The organism is Streptomyces regalis (assembly GCF_001509475.1).
GTDB lineage: Bacteria > Actinomycetota > Actinomycetes > Streptomycetales > Streptomycetaceae > Streptomyces > Streptomyces regalis.
Map to the genome: position 1 here is coordinate 18,230 of NZ_LLZG01000187.1, position 17,284 is coordinate 35,513.

Here is a 17,284-nt window from a genome sequence, read left to right on the forward strand (position 1 = left end):
TAGTGCCGCCGTCTGCAGGCACAGCACTGGCCCGCCCGCCCCGATGACCCTTGCCTGAAGACGTGCTCACCCGTCTGCGGAACGCCCTGTCGGCAGCGCTGATCGCCCTGTCGTGCCTCCTCGCACCGTTCGGCGTGCTGGCGGCCTGGGTGACGTATGGGCTGGCCGACACCGGCCGGTACGTCACCGCGATGGCGCCGCTCGCCGCGGATCCGGCCGTGCAGGGCGCGGTCGCGGACACCGTCGGGGCCGGGATCACGCAGGAGGTCGACCGCAGGCTGGCCGAATCCCCCGCGTCGCCCGAGCTGCGCACCGTGCGCCCCTTCGTGCACGACGCGGTGCGCTCGTTCACCCGGACCGAGGCCTTCCGCACGGCGTGGGACGCGGGCAACAGGGCGCTCCACGACGCCGTACTGAGCGCCCTCCAGGACGGCCGCGACCGCACGGTCACGGTCGACATCGCCCCCATCACCGCCCAGGTCAAGCACCAACTCATCGACGACCACGTCTCGTTGGCGCACCGCATCCCGGTCGAGCACACCGAGGTCCCCGTGCTCCCGGCCCACGAACTGGACCGGCTCCGGAAGGGGTACGACGTGCTCGAAGTCGCCGGTTTCTGGCTGCCCGTCTCGGCCGGCGTGCTCGCCACGGCCGGCATCGCGGTCGCCGCCTGCCGCCGCCGCGCGGTCACGGCGACCGCGCTGGGCACGGCCCTCGGCGGCGCGTTCCTGGCGCTGGCGGTGGCGATCGGCCGCCGGCTCACCCTGGCCGACCTGTCCGAGGCGGCCCACCGCCCGGCCGCGGGCGCGGTCTACGACGCCCTGACGCAGACCCTGCGCACGGTGTCCTGGCTGCTGATCGCCCTCGGCCTGACGGTGGCCCTCATCTGCCGGCTCACGGAGCTCCTCGCACGACGCCGGCGAGCGTCCGCAGCGCCCGCCGAAGATCAGGCTCGGCAGCCGACGCGAGCCCGAGTCTGACGGCGTCGGGGGTGCGGTTCGGGTCGACGACGAAGGCGGGTCCGGGCGTCACCGCGATGCCGTGCGCGGCCGCGGCGGCCGTGAAGGTGTCCGCGCGCCACGGGGCGGGCAGCTCCCACCAGGCGAAATAGGCGCGCGGATCGGACCGTACGGCGAATCCGCGCAGTTCCTCGCCGACGATCCGCTGCCTGCGTGCCGCATCCGCCCGCTTCGCCGCGACCAGCCGCTGCACCGTCCCGTCCCCGATCCACCGCGCGGCCGCCTCCACCGCGAACCGCCCCGCACTCCACCCCCCGGACCGTACGGCCGCCGCCACCGCCCCGGCCCGCGCCCGCGGCACGACGACGAAGCCGACGGTGAGCCCCGGGGCGACGCGCTTGGAGAGGCCGTCGACGACGTGGGTGAGTTCGGGCGCGTGGGCGGCGAGGGGGTCGTCGTCCGTGAGGAAGGACCAGATGCGGTCCTCGACGACGGGGATGTCCAGGGCGCGCACGGCGGCGGCGAGTTGACGCAGCCGCTCGCCGCTCATCGTCGAGGACGTCGGATTGTGCAGCGCCGGCTGGAGGTAGAGCGCGGACAGCGGGGCACTGCGGTGCACGGCGGCAACCGACTCCGCACGCACCCCGCCCTCGTCCGCCGCCAGCGGGACCAGGGTGACGCCGAGCCGGGCGGCGATCTCCTTGACCAGGGGATACGTCAGCGGTTCGACACCGAGCCGCCCGCCGGGCCGGACGAGGGAGGCGAGGGTGGCGGCGATGGCCTGGCGGGCGTTGCCGGTGAAGAGGAACCGGTCAGGGGCAGGGTGCCAGCCCGGGGTGGCGAGCAGGGCGGCCGCCGCTTCCCTGGCCGCGGATGTGCCGGTGGCGGCGGCCGGGCGCAGGGCCTCGGTCAGCACGTCGGGGCGCAGGAGCGGTGCGAGGGCCGGGGCGAGGAGCTCCGACTGGCCCGGCGCGGACGGGTAGTTGAGCTCCAGGTTGACCGGCGCCACGGTCGCGGCCTCGACGAGCGCCCGCCCGTTCCCCGCCGGAGCGGCCCGCACGAAGGTGCCGCGGCCGACCTCGCCGACAACCAGTCCCCGCCGCACAAGCTCGGCGTACACCCGCCCCGCCGTGGACCCGGCGATCCCGCGCCGCCGCGCGAACACCCGCTGCGGAGGCAGACGTTGACCCGGCTCCAGCCGTCCGGCGGCGATGTCGTCGGCTATGCGGTCGGCGAGACGCCGATAGTCGTCCACGAGCCATCCCCCTGACACTCTGCACCCTGACACCCCGGCATCCCGACATCCCGACATCCCGGCATCCCGACATCCCGGCATCCCGGCATCCCGGCATCCCGGCATCCCGGCATCCCGGCATTGCACCGAGGGCAAAGATCTTATTGCACCGAGGAGTTGGGCCGATCTAGGGTCGACCACATGAGCCCCTTCCTCGCATTCGAGGACAAAGGCGTCGATACCTCGCTGACTCCCCTTGTCCTGGTCCACGGCCACCCCTTCGACCGCACGATGTGGACCCCGCAGATCGAGACGTTCTCCGCCACCCGCCGCGTGATCGCCCCCGACCTGCGCGGCTACGGCGCCTCCCCGGTCGTACCGGGGATCACCCCGCTCTCCGCCTTCGCCGAGGACATCGAGGCCCTCCTGGACGACCTGAAGGTGGACACCTTCGTCCTCGCCGGCCTCTCGATGGGCGGCCAGATCGTCATGGAGTGCTACGACCGCTTCCCCGACCGCATCCGCGGCCTGGTCCTCGCGGACACCTTCCCGGCGCCGGAGACGCCCGAGGGCAAGCAGGCACGGGGCGCCATGGCGGACCGGCTGCTGCGCGAGGGCATGCGCGGATACGCCGACGAGGTACTGGAGAAGATGGTCGCGCCGTACGCCGACGCCGAGGTCAAGGCCCACGTCCACCGCATGATGACGGCAACGCCCCCCGAGGGCGCCGCGGCAGCCCTGCGCGGCCGCGCCGAACGCCCCGACTATCGCGCCCTGCTGACCCGGGTCACGGTCCCCGCCCTGGTCGTTGTGGGCGCGGACGACGCCTACACCCCGGTGTCGGACGCGGAGGCGATGCACGCCGCGCTTCCCGACTCGACGCTGCGGGTGATCGAGGGGGCGGCGCATATGCCGAACCTGGAGAGGGCGGGGGAGTTCAACGAGGTGCTGGGGGAGTTCTTGGGGCGGGTGGACGGGTAACTCGTCGCGATGGGCTCGTTGAAAACGGCCACGCCCTGATCTTCGCCGCCGGAGCCCGAAACCGGCCGGAGCCGCTGCTCAAGGTCAGCGAGGAGTAAGGAGGCAGAATTCGTTGCCTTCCGGGTCGGCCAAAACCGTCCAGGAGATTGCGGACTGGTCGATACCAGGGACGGTGGCGCCCAAGGCGCGCAGTCGGGCTTCTTCTGCTTCCAGGTCGTCACCGGGGTAGGGGCAGACGTCGAGGTGGACGCGGTTCCACACGCTCTTGGTGTCCGGGGTGCGGAGGAACTCGAGGTAGGGGCCGACGCCTTTGGCGGATCGCATGGACGCGTGGTCGTCGGTGACCTCGTGCAGCGTCCAGTCCATCGCCTGGCCCCAGAACCGGGCCATCCCTCGTGGGTCGGTGCAGTCGACCACCACCGCGGCGATCGGCCCGGTGTCCTGGTAGATCGGGCGGGGCTCCAGGACGCAGAACTCGTTGCCCTCCGGGTCGGCCATGACCGTCCAGGGGACGTCGCCCTGACCCACGTCGGCGAGCGTCGCGCCGAGATCCTTCAAGCGCGCGACCAACTCCGCCTGATGGGCGGTCGAGGTGGTGGCCAGATCAAGGTGCACCCGGTTCTTCACCGTTTTGGCTTCCGGGCGGGCGACGATGTCGATGCAGACGGCCACGGGGTCGGGGTAGGCGAAATCCACGGGTTCGAGGTTGGTAACGCCGGGCCCCTCGCTGTCGACGCCCCAACCGAGTGCCTCCGCCCAGAACCGGCCGAGCACGGAGTCGTCCTGGGCCTTCATGTTGATCTGCACGAGTCTTGTTGCCATGCCGCAGATCCTAGAAGCGGCCGACGACCCAGGCCGAGGGGGCGGCGCACATGCGAACCTGGCGCGTGCGGGGGAGTTCAACGAGGTGATGAGAGCGTTCCTCGCCCGCGTCGGCGCATGACGCTTCGCGTGCTGCCCCACGTGCTGTCCCGCCCGCTCACGACCCGCTCCAGGCCATGTTCATCAGGGCCATGAGCAGCACGAACGCGATCGCCACCCCCTGGACGACCTTCCCCCAGCCGGGCATCGGCTCGCCCTTCTTGGCCGCCGACCGGGCCGCCGTGAAGGCGACCACCAGCCCGACGACGGCGAGGGGAGCGAGCACCAGGGTCAGCCAGTTGACCTGTACAGGCGTCATCGCGAGTCTCCTTGTTCCACGGCGGTGACCGACGGCTCATCATCGGCACGCACGACCGGGACCCCTCCCCGACTGCCTCAACATCTGCCTCCGCGCAACCTCCGCCCCACAGGCCTCGTCCTTGAGGGAGGATTCGGGCATCCCCACCACCCCCCGCGAGCGGAAGGCCGGGACTTGAAGACTGCGGCTACCTGGTCGGCCGGCCTGCTGTTCCTGGGCGTCAGCGTGGTCGTCGGCTGCCGGGTCGCCGGCATCGACGGCATCACCCCCGTCCCGCAGTTCCTCGCCTTCCTGCCGTGGCTGCTCGTGCCCGCCGGACTCGGACTGCTGTTCGCGCTGTTCTCACGCTGGTGGTTCGGCGTCGTGTGGGCCGTCGCCCTGTTCGGGCTGCTGGCCTGGTTCATCGAGCCGTACGGCAAGACCGGTGAGCCGAGTGGGCCCGCGCTCGTCTCCTTCCGGGTGCTGACCTCGAACGTCGAGTTCGGGCACGCGACCGACGACCTGGTCGCCGCCGTGCGCCGGGAGAAGCCGGACGTCGTGTTCGTCCAGGAGTGCGAGTACACCTGCGACGCCAGGCTCCGGGAGGCCCTGGGCACCGGCTATCCGCACCGGGCGGCACAGGTGGCGGGCGGCTCGGCGGGCTCGGTCGTCCTCAGCCGCTTCCCGCTCGACCCCGCCGACGGCGACGGCATCGACGGCACCATGGCCATGCCCGGCGCCGTCGCCGACGTACGCGGGCATGCCGTACGGCTCCAGCTCGCGCACCCGATGCCGCCGCTGCCCGGCCGGACCGACCTGTGGCGCCGGGAGCTGGGTGAGCTGCGCGACTTCGCCGCCGAGGACGCTGAGAACACCGAGGGCGGCGGGACGCCCCTCGTCCTCGCCGGTGACTTCAACGCCTCCCAGGACCACGCCGCCTTCCGCCGCATCCTCGACACCGGCCTGCGCGACGCCGCCCGGCTCGCCGGCCACGACCGCACGCCCAGCTGGCCCGCCCGCACCACCCCGACGTTCGGCGCGCAGATCGACCACGTGCTCCTCTCGCCGGACTTCTCCGCCCGCACCGCCCGCTTCCTCGACCTTTCCGGCACCGACCACCGCGCACTGCTCGTCGACGTCACGCTTCACCAGCGCCGATGAGGTCGGCGACGAGCTGACCGAGGGTGCCCATAATGGGCCGCATGTCCCGCGAGTTCCCCATCGGCCGCACACCTCCCGACTGGCTGGTGCGGAACCTGCGGGCCCAGCCGGCCCCCGTCAACTGGCCGGCCGTCGCGCGCGCCGCGATCGCGATCGCCCTCCCCCTGGCCATCGGGCTGGCCGCCGGCCGTCCCGCCTACGGCGCCCTCGCCGCCATGGGCGCCCTCAACGGCGTCATCAGCGACACCGCCGCCGCGTACCGCGTCCGCATCCCCACCATCGCGATCCCGCAGCTCTTCGGCGCCGTCGGTGTCACCGTCGGCGCCCTGGTGTACGGCCACGGCTGGGTCGCCGTCGCCGCGGTCACCGGCGTCGCGCTGGTCTCCGGGATGATCTCGACGATCGGCGCGGTCGCCTCCGCGGCGGGGCTGGTGCTGCTGCTGACCTGCGTGGTCGGGGCCGGGTTGCCGATGCCGGGCGAGTGGTGGCTGGCGCCGCTGCTGATGTCCGGCGGCGGGCTGCTGGTGCTGGCCCTCGCGCTGCTCGCCTGGCCGCTCAGGTCGGGGGTGCCGGAGCGGGCCGCCGTCGCGGACACCTACCGGGCGGTCGCCGAGCTGCTGGCGGCCGGGGGCAGCGGCAGCACGCCGGCGTACGACGACGCCCGGCACGCCGTCACCCAGTCCCTGAACCAGTCGTACGACATCGTCCTCGCCCACCGCGCCCGCCACCACGGCCGCAGCCCCGAACTGGCCCGGCTGCTGGCCCAGTTGAACGCCATCACCCCGGTCGTGGAGGCCGCCCCCGCCGCGCGCCTGAGCGGCAGCCCGCTCCCGCCCGAGGTTCCCGAGGCCGTGCGGCATCTCGCCTCCGCAGTGGAGTCCGGCTACACGGGACCGATAGGGCTGCGGCTGCCCACCCCGACCACCGAGACCGCCCGCGCCGTCGACCACGCCCTGCGCCACGCCGCCGAGGTCGTGGCCGGCCGGGACGTCGACCCCCGCGGCACCGACGACCGCCTCGGCCGACCGGCGGCCCTGAGCGTCCGCGCCGCGCGCGCCGCCCGCGACGTCGCCCTGTCCGCCGCCTCCTGGCGCTACGGCCTGCGCCTCGCCCTGTGCATCGGAATCGCGCAAGCGCTGGTCTCCCTCATCCCGGTCCCCCGCTCCTACTGGGTCGCCCTCACCATCACCTTCGTCCTCAAGCCCGACTTCGGCTCGGTCTTCTCCCGCGCCCTGCTGCGCGCCCTCGGCACGGTCGCCGGGCTGGTGATCGCTGCGGCGGTGCTCGCGGAGGTGCCGCGCGGCTGGTGGGACGTACCGGTGCTGCTTCTGCTCGCGCCGCTGATCCCGGCGTTCACCCCGCGCGGGTACGGCTACCAGACGGCCGCCATCACGCCGGTGATCCTGCTCCTGTCGGACGTTCTGAACCGCGCGGGCACCGCACTGCTGCTGCCCCGCCTGGTCGACTCCCTCATGGGGTGCGCCATCGCGCTCGTCGCCGGGTATCTGCTGTGGCCGGAGAGCTGGCACACCCGGGTCGGCGACCGGCTCGCGGACGCCGTTCAGGACACGGCGCGCTATGTGGAGGGTGCCTTCGGGCCGGACGCCGTCGATCCACCGGCCCGCGCCCGGATGCGCCGCCGCCTCTACCGCAACCTCTCCGCCATCCGCACGGAGTTCCAACGCGCCCTGACCGAACCCCCGCCCACCGGACGCCGGGCGGCAGCGTGGTGGCCGCTGGTCGTCGCGGTGGAGCGCATCGTGGACGCGACGACGGCGGCACGGGTGCGGGTGAAACACGGGGCGACTCCGCCATCGGCGGCCGAGGTCACCCAAGTGGCGCGTCAGCTACGGGAGTTGGCGCAGGGCGTACGGGAGGCCGAGACCCTGTACGAGGTCCGTACGGACCTCACCGGCCCGGCGGACAGCGTCCTGGAGCCGCTACGGCAAGAGGTGGCGGCAGCACGCGCGATCGCCTCCCCGCACTGAGCAGGAAGGCGCGGCCGCCCCGTGCAGGAGGGCGACCGCGCCATGTGGGGGGTGGGTCCTGGAGAACCGGCGCTACTGGCGGCCGGCCTTGTGCAGGGCCTTGTCCATCGCGGCAGCGAACCCGTTGGCCCACAGCTGCTCGACCTTGGCCCGCTCGTTCGCGTCCGGGTTGGAGTTCGTGCAGGACGGGCCGGGGCCGCCGCCCGACATCAGCTCACTGCACGGCCCGTCGTAGTGGTCCGGCAGACCGAGGACGTGGCCCGTCTCGTGCGCGGTGACGCGAGTCGAGTCGTACTCCTGGTTCTGCGCGTAGTCGAGGAAGATGTAGCCGTTGCCGTGACCGTCGGTCGAGGCGTAGGAGCCGCGCGAGTCGTTACCCTCGCGGTAGGTGAAGTCGGCGCCGGCGCCCTCCTGGAGCTTCACGTTGGACACCGAGCTGTTCCATATCTGGGTGCTGCGGGCTATCTGGGCGCTGAACGTGGGCGCGGCGGACGCGTCGTAGGTGACGGTGACGGCCGCGGCCTTCGGGTTCGCGGCACGCTTCTCGGCGACCGACTTCAGAACGGCCTGGAAGAAGGCGCGACTGGCGTCGGATTCGGCCGACTTGGCGACGTAACCGGCCTGCTCGGCCTGCACAGGGGCGGCCGGGGCCGCCGTCGCCGGAGCGACCGTGCCGAAGCCGAGGGCCGCGACACCGAGACCGACTGCCACCGCCGAACGGGCGGACAGGGAAAAGGACATACGCATCGATGACTCCTAGGTGGGGGGTGAGTCGTCAAGGCGAGTGTCGGCTCCTGTGCGGCGGCTGTGATGATGGCAACCGGCGATAGCACGGCCCTATCAGGGCCCCAATTAGCAAGGTTCAGGGCGGATTTGTGCGGCTGGTGAAAGCTTTGATTCCGCTTTAGTGTCCGAGGGCATGGACCTCGAGGTGAGACACCTCCGCGCACTGTGTGCCATAGCCGACACCGGCAGTCTGCACCGGGCAGCCCGCCAGCTGGGCGTCGCCCAGCCGTCGCTCAGCACACAGCTGCGGCGGATCGAGCAGGAGCTGGGCGGCGCACTGTTCCTGCGCGCGAGATCCGGCTGCCGCCCCACCCCGCTCGGCCGCCTGGTCCTCAGCCGCGCCCGCCCGCTGGTGGCCGATATGCGCGCCCTGGTCGCCGAGGCGAGGGCCGCCGCGGTGGGCGGCCCGGAGCTGCGGGTCGGCTCGACGGCGAGCAAGGCCCTCGCGGGCTGGCTGCGCCGGCTGCGCGGCCACGGCCAGGACCCGACCCTCCACATGAACGTCTCCCCGAACGCCCTGCTCCGCATGGTCGCCGAAGGCCAGCTGGACGTCGCCTTCGTCCACGAGGTGGAGGGCAGCCCCCTGCGCATCCCACCCGAACTCCGCCTACGCGTGCTCATGGAACGCGAGCCGCAGTTCGTGTCACTGCCGACCGACCACCCCGCCGCGGCGAAGTCGGAGGTCACCCTCCCCGACCTGGCCGAGGACCGCTGGATGGTCGACCCGACGGTCGACGGCGAGTGGGACGCCGTGCAGCGGATGTTCCGCGCGGCCGGCGTCAACCCCCATGTCCTGCACGGCGACTACTACACGGCGGACGCCCTGGTCGCCACCGGCGAGGTCGTCGCCGTCTGCCAGCCGACCCACGCCGACAGCCCCACCATGGCGGTACGGCGCCTGCACGGCGACCCGCTCGGCGTACGACTGCTCCTCGCGGCCCGTACGGAGACGGACCTGGACGGCGTCTATCCCGCGCTGGAGGAGGCGTACTGGGAGGCGGCGCGGCAGGCACCGGCGTACCGGGAGTGGCTGGAACGCGACGGTGAGCGGCAGCCGCCGGTCCCAGCACTCCCGTAAGGGCATCTGTTGCCGTCCCTTGTCGATCAGACGCCGATGTCGCAGCCGTCCTTGCGCCAGACGGCCACGACCGACGGGCGGACGAGCTTGCCGGGGCCGTCGGGCCAGGCGCTCGCGGGCTTCTCGACGGAGGCGCCGTCAAGCTCACCCGGGTGCTGGACCGCGACGAGCACGCGGCGGTCCTGGACGATCGGCCCGCAGGTCTCGGCGCCGAGGGGCACCGTCAGGAACTGCTTCACCTCACCGCGGCGGGATCCGGCGGTCGCGACGCCGAACAGGCCGTCGTTGCTGCCCAGGGCGTTGCCGTCGGTGGAGATCCACAGGTTGCCGTACGCGTCGAAGGTGATGTTGTCCGGGCAGGAGATCGGGCTGACCTGGTCCTTCGGGAAGCCGCCGAAGTAGGTGCTCGGGTCTTCCGGGTCACCGCAGACCAGGAACAACCGCCAGGAGAAGTGGTCGGCGGCCGGGTCGTTCCAGCCCTCGGCCAGCTCCAGGATCTGGCCGTGCTTGTTGGCGTTGCGCGGGTTGGCCTCGTCGGCGGGGGCCTTGCCCGCGGCACCGCGGTCCTTGTTGTTGGTCAGCGCGATGTAGACCCGGCCGGTGCGCGGGCTCGGCTCGACGTCCTCGGGGCGGTCCATCTTCGTCGCGCCCACCTTGTCGGCGGCGAGGCGGGTGAAGACGTACACCTCCTCGGCGGTCATGCCCTCGACGTACGACTTGTTGCCGCTGGCCAGCGGAATCCACTCACCGCGGCCGTCGAACTCCCCGTCCTCCGGCAGCTTGCCGGAGCCGTCGATCTCGGCGGCCGGGCTGTCGCCGATGAACTTGGCGACGTACAGGGTGCCCTCGTCGAGCAGGGTGCGGTTGTGCTCGCGCGCGGCGCGGCTGGTGCCCTTCATCATGCGCTTGGACGACACGAACTTGTAGAAGTAGTCGAAACGTTCGTCGTCACCCATGTACAGGACCGGGCGGCCGTCGTCGGTCAGCCGGGGCTCGGCGGCCTCGTGCTTGAAGCGGCCCAGGGCGGTGAGCTTGCGCGGGGTCGACTCCGGGTCGAACGGGTCGATCTCGACGACCCAGCCGAAGCGGTTGGTCTCGTTGGGCTCCTGCGCCACGTCGAAACGCTTGTCGAAGCGCTCCCACTTGCGCTCGGAGGCGCCGCCGCTGATGCCGTAGCGCTTCAGGCGCGCCGCGGTCGTCGGGTCGGTCACCTTCTCGGCGTTGCCGAAGTACTGGTTGAAGTTCTCCTCGCCGGACAGCACCGTGCCCCACGGGGTGATGCCGCCGCCGCAGTTGTTCAGCGTGCCGAGGACGCGCTTGCCCGCCGGGTCCGCGGAGGTCCGCAGCAGCTCGCTGCCCGCGGCCGGGCCCGTGACCTCGAAGGGGGTCGTGGCGGTGACACGGCGGTTGAGGCGGTGCCGGGTGATGGCCGTGAGCTTGCCGCTCCTGCGGTCCTCGGCGGCCACGAGCACGGAGAGACCGTGGGCGGCCCAGGCGATCTCGGCCTGCTCGCGGGTGGGGTTCGCCGCGTCGTACCCGGCGAACATCAGCACCTCGTCGGTGTACTCGTGGTTGATCACGAGCACCTGCTGGTGCCGCTCGTGCGGCATGTCGAGCACGGCCATGTAGTCGCAGTTGTAGCCGAACTGTCCGGCCTGCGCCTTGGCTGTCTGGTTGTCCGGGTCGAAGGCGGGCGCACCGTTCAGGATGGGCTCGCCCCAGCGGATGACGATGTTCTGCCCGTAGCCGTCGGCGACGGTCACGACGTCGTTCTTGTTGGGGGCGACGGGGTTGAAGCGCAGGCCGCGCGCACCGCGCGAGAAGGTGCCGGTCCGCTCGGTCGTGGCCGCCCCGGCGGCCACGGCGGCGTCGGCCTGCGGCGCGGCGACGGTGGCGGCACCGCCCACGGCGGCGGCCGCGGTGACGACGGCGGCGGCGCGCAGCGTGGTACGGCGGCTGACGGCATCGGCAATGACGTCACCTACGTACGGGTTCGTGGTGGTATTGGGCACCTCGTGGAAACAGGCGTCACCACACCGGAACCGACAGGTCAGGGCGGATCGGCCACCAGGGTGCGAGTCACTGTTGGTCCGGATGATCGGCAACTGAATGCGCATGGCGTTTTGTACTCCCCTTGCTTCCCCTTGAGTGCAGCGTGACGGACGGTAGGGGCACGTTTGTGCGGGAGCGGGGCGACCGCATGAACTAAAGGTGAATCAGAAGTAGACGTACGGCAGTTGGGTGCGGGACCGGACTCGGCTCGATGCAGCCCTTGACGTACCAGGGGGCCCTGTGACCGCCCCTCCCCAAGATCGCCATCTGGGGCCGCTAACCTTACGTGTCCGTCCTGGCCAGGGATCTACGGGCATCAACTCACGCGAAGGGTTGCGCACATGGGCATTCTCACTCTCCTGCGGAACGCATTCGGCCGGTCACGCAAGGGGACCACCGCCGAAGCAGAGGGTGCGACTCCTTCGCCGGAGCCACAGCCGACGGTCCCGTCCCCGTCCCCGGAACCCCAGCCGACCGCTGCCGCGCAGGTACCGGAACCGCGGGGGGCGGAGGGGTCCGCGAAGGCTGACAGGCCCAAGAAGGCGGAGACGGCGGAGACAGCCGAGAAGGCGGAGACGGCCGAGAAGGCCGAGAAGGCCGAGAAGGCCGCCAGACCCGAGAAGGCTGACAGGGCGGTGTCCGCCGAGAGCGCGGAGAACGCCGAGCAGGCGGAGGACGGGGAGCACGACCTGGTCGCGGCCGCGTTCGACAACGTCACGGTGCCGAAGCCGGCGACGCCGGTGGAGTCGACGGTGGCGGAGTCGGCCGTGGCGGAGACGCCGGTGGAGTCGGCCGTGGCGGAGACGCCTGTGGTCGAGGCCGAGCCTGTCGCTGAGACGCCGGCCGCCGAGGAGACGGCCGCGGAGACGCCGGCTGTCGAGGAGGCCGTGGCGGAGACGCCGGCCGCCGACGAGCCCGTCCAGGCAGAGCCCGTCGCCGAGGTGCCTGCGGCTGAAGAGGTCGTCGCGGAGACGTCGGTGGCAGAGGAGGCCGTGGCCGAGGAGACCGTCGCGGAAACGCCGGTCGTCGAGTCGGAGCCCGTCGCGGAGGCGCCGGCCGAGGCGCCGGTGCTGGACGAGCCGGTGGCTGAGGAGCCCGCGCCGGTTGCGGCGGGCGAGGAGTCGGCACCCGAGCCGGAGGCGAGCGCGGAGGTCACCCCGGAGGCGGCACCCGAGCCCGAGGTGTCCGCGGAGGTCACACCCGACCCCGAGCCGGTGGCCGCCGAGGCCACGCCTGAACCGGTCGCAGAGCCGGTAGCCGCCGAGGCGACCGACGAGCCTGCAGTCGCCGACGGCGAGGAAGCCCCGCAGGAGCCACTCGCAGCCGACGACGAAAGCCGCACGGGTGGTACGGGTGGGAACACGGACGCCGAAGGCGAAGCCGAGGCCACGGCCACCGGCGCAGCGGTCGGCACAGCCGCCGGCACGGCCCCCGCCCCCGACCTCCCCCCGGGCCTCCTCACGGCCTACAAGTCCGCCGGCACCGCGCTCGACAAGCTCAACCTCACCGGCACCCGAGCCAAGGTCTACCTCGTCCTCGACCGCTCCGCCTCCATGCGCCCGTACTACAAGGACGGCTCCGCCCAGGCCCTCGGCGACCAGACTCTCGCCCTCGCGGCCCACCTCGACCCCGAGGCCGCCGCCCCCACGGTCCACGTCGTCTTCTTCTCCACGGAACTCGACGGCACCGGCGAGCTCACCCTCACCGAGTATGAGAACAAGATCGACGAGCTGCACGCGGCCCTCGGCCGTATGGGCCGCACCAGCTATCACGTCGCGATCGAGGAAGTGATCGCCCACCACACCAAGACCGCGCCCTCGGACACCCCGGCCCTGGTCGTCTTCCAGACCGACGGCGCCCCGGACGCCAAGACCCCGGCCACCCAGGCCCTTACGGACGCGGCAAAGAACCACCCCTCCGTGTTCTTCTCCTTCGTCGCCTTCGGTGACCCCGAGAACAAGGCCTTCGACTATCTCCGCAAGCTCAAGACGGCCAACACCGCCCACTTCCTGGCGGGCGAAACGCCCCGCGAGCTGACGGACAACGAGCTCTACGAGGGCGTACTGGCGAACTGGCGCCCGTAACCCCCAGGGGGGTGGACAGGGGGACCGGCCGAGTCCACCCCCCGTCCACCCCCCGAAACGCGTGTGAGTCGATCTTCACGGGGCCAGTAGGATTTCGACCATGGCGGCCACTGGATCCGAGAAGCAGGGTGGAAAGGCGTTCTACGTCACCACCCCCATTTATTACGTCAACGACGCTCCTCACCTGGGCCACGCCTATACGACCGTCGCAGGCGACGTGCTCTCCCGCTGGCACCGTCAGCGCGGCGAGAAGGTGTGGTACCTCACCGGCACGGACGAGCACGGTCAGAAGATCATGCGCACCGCGAACGCCAACGGGGTGTCTCCGCAGGAGTGGTGCGACAAGCTCGTGGAGGAGGCGTGGAAGCCCCTCTGGGAGCACCTGGAGATCGCGAACGACGACTTCATCCGCACCACGCAAAAGCGGCACACCGACCGTGTGCAGGAGTTCGTCCAGGACCTGTACGACAAGAACGAGATCTACAAGAGCAGCTACGAGGGCCCGTACTGCGTCGGCTGCGAGGAGTACAAGCTCCCCGGTGAGCTGCTCGACGGCGAGGGCGAGTACGCGGGTCAGAAGCTGTGCCCGATCCACAAGAAGCCGGTGGAGCTCCTCCAGGAGGAGAACTACTTCTTCAAGCTGAGCGAGTACACCGAGAAGCTGCTCGCCCACTATGAGGCCAACCCGGACTTCATCCAGCCCGAGTCCGCGCGCAACGAGGTCGTGAACTTCGTGAAGCAGGGGCTGCAGGATCTCTCCATCTCCCGGTCGACGTTCGACTGGGGCATCCCGATCCCGTGGGACGACAAGCACGTCATCTACGTCTGGATCGACGCGCTGCTGAACTACGCCACGGCGGTCGGTTACAACGAGAACCCGGAGAAGTTCGAGTCGACCTTCCCGGCGGACGTCCACCTCGTCGGCAAGGACATCCTCCGCTTCCACGCGATCATCTGGCCGGCCATGCTGATGGCGAACGGTCTGCCGCTGCCGGGCAGGATCGCGGCCAACGGCTGGCTGATGGTCGGCGGCGAGAAGATGAGCAAGTCCAACCTGACCGGCATCAAGCCGCAGGACCTGACCTCGCACTTCGGCGTGGACGCGTACCGCTGGTACTTCCTGCGCGCGATCGCCTTCGGCCAGGACGGCTCGTTCTCCTGGGAGGACTTCTCCGCCCGCTACACCAGCGAGCTGGCGAACGACTACGGCAACCTCGCCTCCCGCGTGGCGGCCATGGTCGGCAAGTACTTCGGCGGCGAACTGCCGGCGGCGACGGCCGACGGCGAGGCCGAGAAGGCGATCCACGACGGCCTGGCCCACGCGGTCGCGCAGGCCGACCGGAAGATCGGCGACGAGCTGGACTTCCAGGGCGGCATCCTGGCGGTCTTCGACTTCGTCAAGCAGGTCAACGGCTACATCACGGAGCAGGAGCCCTGGAAGGTCGCGAAGGACGCTTCCGCCGAGGGCCAGGCCCGCCTCGCCACCATCCTCTACACGGCCGCGGAGTCCCTCCGGGCGGTCGCGGTCCTGCTGAACCCGGTCATGCCGGAGACCTCCCAGAAGCTCTGGGACTCCCTGGGCGCCGAGGTCTCCCTCGGTGCCCTGGCGGACCAGCAGATCCAGGAGGCCGGCGACTGGGGCAGGCTCCCGGCCGGTACGACGGTGACGAAGGGCGCGGTCCTGTTCCCGCGCCTGGAGGAGAAGCCCACCGCGTAGTACGACCGCGTAGACCGCGTGGTACGACACGCGCACGCACAAGGGCCCGGAACCGCACTCGGCTGGTTCCGGGCCCTCGCCATACCCCAACGGCCGTACACCTCTACGCGAGAGCGAGCGCGCCGACGACCGGCGCGGCATAGACCAACGGGAACGGAATGTGCGCGTACCACCGGGCCCGTGCCACCGTCACCGCCGCCCCGAGGAAGTAGAGCACCAGCCCCACCCCCGCCAGCACCCCGATCACCGGCACGAACAGCCCGACCAGCAGTCCCACGGCCCCGGCGGCCTTCGCCAGGCCCAGCCAGGTCCACCACGACCGGGGGACTCCGTAGTCGGTGAGCGCCTGCACGATCCACTGGGCGCGCAGGAGCAGGACGGCGCCGGAGAAACCGGCCATCAGGGCGGCGACGACGGTGACGACGACATGGGCGATCTGCATGAGGACCTCCTGGTCAGCTGCGGTCGGTACCGCACGGCCGGTGCCGCGCGGCGGGTCCACTGCCTCCCTGACGCCGAGCACCGCGGAAGTGTGACGGCAACGGACCAGGAGAGTTCAGGAGAGTTCCTCAGCCGTACGTCAGCCCGGCGTCAGGACAGCACCCCGGCGCCGGTCGTGCCCGCCAGCTCGGTCAGCAAGTTCTTCGCCGACGTCTGACGACCCGCCGTCAGCGTCGGCTTCCAGTTCACCGTCGTCTTGATCTTCTTCGAGCGCGCGGCGTTGTACGCGGCCACGATGTCGGTCGCCGTGCCGTTGACGAGGTTGCCGCTGCCGGCGATCGAGCCGGTGCCGTCGCCGCTCAACAGCCCCGCGACCTTGGTGCCGGAGGGCAGCTTCCAGGCGTTGTGCTCGGCGACGACCTGGGCCTTGGCGCGGGAGTCGATGCTGTACTTCGGGGTGTAGCCGTTGAGCGTGGTCGTGTCGTAGAGGTTGTTGTACAGATGGATCTGGCCGATGCGGGCCAGCGGGGCGCGCTGGACGATGCCCTTCCACACGTTGTGGTGGATGCTGACCCGCAACTTGCCGGTGCTGTCGCTGTCGCTGCTGCCGATCAGCATGGTCTTGTCGTGGCAGTCGAAGACGTTGCGCTCGACCGTCACCAGGTCGGAGCCGTTGGTGATGTCGAGGGCGCCGTCGTGGATCTGGTACTTGCGCCCGAAGTACGTCTTCAGCGACCTGTCGAAGTTCGGGGCGTCGGTGAACGTGTTGTGGTCGGCCCAGACGTTGGTCACGCCGCGCAGGGTGACGGCGTCGTAGTTGGAGTTCCACTCGCCGGACGAGCCGTCGGTCGGGTCCCACTGGGGGAAGCAGTCCTCGGTCGCGGAGAACGTCAGGTTGCGGACGATGACGTTCCGCACGTTCTGCACCAGAAGGCTGCCGCCCTTGATGCCGGCTTTCGTGCCCGGGACGCCCACGAGGGTGGTGTTGGCGGGGACCCGGAAGACGATGTTCTTCTTCTGCTTGTCCGCGGCGGCCTTGCGGGCGTTCTCCTGCGTGCCCGACGGCGCCTTCTTGCCCCACGTGGCCGGGTCGTAGGCCTTGAGGTAGGCGGAGAGCGAGTAGCCGGTGCCGGAGGCGTAGTCGGCGCAGGTCAGCGCCTTGCCGGCGTCGCTGGTGTTGGCGTCGATGGTGCCCTTGACCTTGATGATGCGGGGCGTGGTGTCGGAGACCGACCCCAGCGCCTTCACCAGCTGGGCACGGGTGCTGACGGTGAAGGTGTGCGCGGAGTCGGCCTTCGAGCCACCCGTCGTACCGGAGCCGGAGGCCGCCCAGCCGTCCTTCGCGGGCAGCGACTGGTGGTACAGGTCGACCGCGCGGGCGTTCGCGTTCATCACGAGGACACCGGCACCGATGCCGGCGGCCGCGACGGCGGCGGTGACGACGACGGTGCGGCGACGGCGGAGGGAGCGGCGGTGGGAAGGGGATGCCACGAATGAGTCCTTATGCGCTTCGGAGATGTGCTTCGGAGCGGGCCCGCGTGAACGGGGCTGCGACTCATCTGTGGTCATGGAGATCGGAAAGGTTGCCGTGGATTTTTCGGCGGACTGGTGATCAAGTGATGGAAGAACAGCGGAAATTGGCCC

Annotated in this window: 14 protein-coding genes; 7 read left to right on the plus strand and 7 right to left on the minus strand. The window is 71.1% G+C overall.

Annotated elements, in window-relative coordinates:
• The first annotated feature begins 62 nt into the window (after positions 1-62).
• On the plus strand, positions 63-980 hold the full coding sequence (locus tag ADL12_RS21460) for a hypothetical protein (protein WP_062704292.1): 918 nt from the start codon (positions 63-65) through the stop codon (positions 978-980).
• Here ADL12_RS21460 and ADL12_RS21465 read toward each other — a convergent pair.
• Positions 895-2,214, minus strand: coding sequence for an aminotransferase-like domain-containing protein (locus ADL12_RS21465; RefSeq protein ID WP_062704293.1), 1,320 nt, complete (start codon positions 2,212-2,214; stop codon positions 895-897). The two genes, ADL12_RS21460 and ADL12_RS21465, sit on opposite strands and share 86 nt — an antisense overlap.
• Before the next feature lie 180 nt (positions 2,215-2,394).
• Here ADL12_RS21465 and ADL12_RS21470 point away from each other — a divergent pair, with 180 nt between their 5' ends.
• Positions 2,395-3,174 carry an alpha/beta fold hydrolase gene (locus ADL12_RS21470; protein WP_062704294.1) on the plus strand — a complete coding sequence of 260 codons (780 nt, stop codon included), beginning with the start codon at positions 2,395-2,397 and terminating at the stop codon, positions 3,172-3,174.
• Between the two features lie 84 nt (positions 3,175-3,258).
• Here the strand turns inward: ADL12_RS21470 and ADL12_RS21475 are convergent, their stop codons facing one another.
• Together ADL12_RS21475 and ADL12_RS21480 are read right to left on the minus strand one after the other, a co-directional pair.
• Positions 3,259-3,996, minus strand: a complete 738-nt coding sequence (locus ADL12_RS21475; protein WP_062704295.1) for a VOC family protein — start codon at positions 3,994-3,996, stop codon at positions 3,259-3,261.
• Between the two features lie 157 nt (positions 3,997-4,153).
• Complete coding sequence (locus ADL12_RS21480) at positions 4,154-4,354, minus strand: hypothetical protein (RefSeq protein ID WP_062704296.1); 201 nt, start codon at positions 4,352-4,354, stop codon at positions 4,154-4,156.
• A gap of 174 nt (positions 4,355-4,528) precedes the next feature.
• On the opposite strand from ADL12_RS21480, the gene ADL12_RS21485 reads away from it, so the two are divergent.
• Together ADL12_RS21485 and ADL12_RS21490 are read left to right on the plus strand one after the other, a co-directional pair.
• Positions 4,529-5,494, plus strand: coding sequence for an endonuclease/exonuclease/phosphatase family protein (locus ADL12_RS21485; protein WP_062704297.1), 966 nt, complete (start codon positions 4,529-4,531; stop codon positions 5,492-5,494).
• A 41-nt stretch (positions 5,495-5,535) separates the two neighbouring features.
• On the plus strand, positions 5,536-7,482 hold the full coding sequence (locus ADL12_RS21490; protein WP_062704343.1) for an FUSC family protein: 1,947 nt from the start codon (positions 5,536-5,538) through the stop codon (positions 7,480-7,482).
• 72 nt (positions 7,483-7,554) lie between these two features.
• On the opposite strand, the gene snpA is transcribed toward ADL12_RS21490, so the two are convergent.
• Entirely contained in the window at positions 7,555-8,229 is a 675-nt protein-coding gene (gene snpA, locus ADL12_RS21495) for a snapalysin (protein ID WP_062704298.1), read from the minus strand.
• 172 nt (positions 8,230-8,401) lie between these two features.
• On the opposite strand from snpA, the gene ADL12_RS21500 reads away from it, so the two are divergent.
• Positions 8,402-9,346, plus strand: a complete 945-nt coding sequence (locus ADL12_RS21500; RefSeq protein WP_062704299.1) for a LysR family transcriptional regulator — start codon at positions 8,402-8,404, stop codon at positions 9,344-9,346.
• A gap of 26 nt (positions 9,347-9,372) precedes the next feature.
• On the opposite strand, the gene ADL12_RS21505 is transcribed toward ADL12_RS21500, so the two are convergent.
• On the minus strand, positions 9,373-11,463 hold the full coding sequence (locus tag ADL12_RS21505) for a PhoX family protein (RefSeq protein ID WP_062704300.1): 2,091 nt from the start codon (positions 11,461-11,463) through the stop codon (positions 9,373-9,375).
• A 276-nt stretch (positions 11,464-11,739) separates the two neighbouring features.
• Here ADL12_RS21505 and ADL12_RS21510 point away from each other — a divergent pair, with 276 nt between their 5' ends.
• Together ADL12_RS21510 and metG are read left to right on the plus strand one after the other, a co-directional pair.
• Complete coding sequence (locus tag ADL12_RS21510; RefSeq protein WP_062704301.1) at positions 11,740-13,482, plus strand: VWA domain-containing protein; 1,743 nt, start codon at positions 11,740-11,742, stop codon at positions 13,480-13,482.
• A gap of 100 nt (positions 13,483-13,582) precedes the next feature.
• The gene (metG, locus tag ADL12_RS21515) at positions 13,583-15,199 is read left to right on the plus strand and encodes a methionine--tRNA ligase (protein WP_062704302.1); all 1,617 of its coding nucleotides are present in this window, start codon (positions 13,583-13,585) and stop codon (positions 15,197-15,199) included.
• Positions 15,200-15,302: 103 nt separating this feature from the next.
• On the opposite strand, the gene ADL12_RS21520 is transcribed toward metG, so the two are convergent.
• Both ADL12_RS21520 and ADL12_RS21525 read right to left on the minus strand, forming a co-directional pair.
• Positions 15,303-15,641: a DoxX family protein gene (locus ADL12_RS21520; RefSeq protein WP_062704344.1), complete on the minus strand. Its 339-nt coding sequence runs from the start codon at positions 15,639-15,641 to the stop codon at positions 15,303-15,305.
• A 149-nt stretch (positions 15,642-15,790) separates the two neighbouring features.
• Positions 15,791-17,131, minus strand: a complete 1,341-nt coding sequence (locus ADL12_RS21525; RefSeq protein ID WP_062704303.1) for a pectate lyase family protein — start codon at positions 17,129-17,131, stop codon at positions 15,791-15,793.
• Positions 17,132-17,284 lie beyond the last annotated feature (153 nt).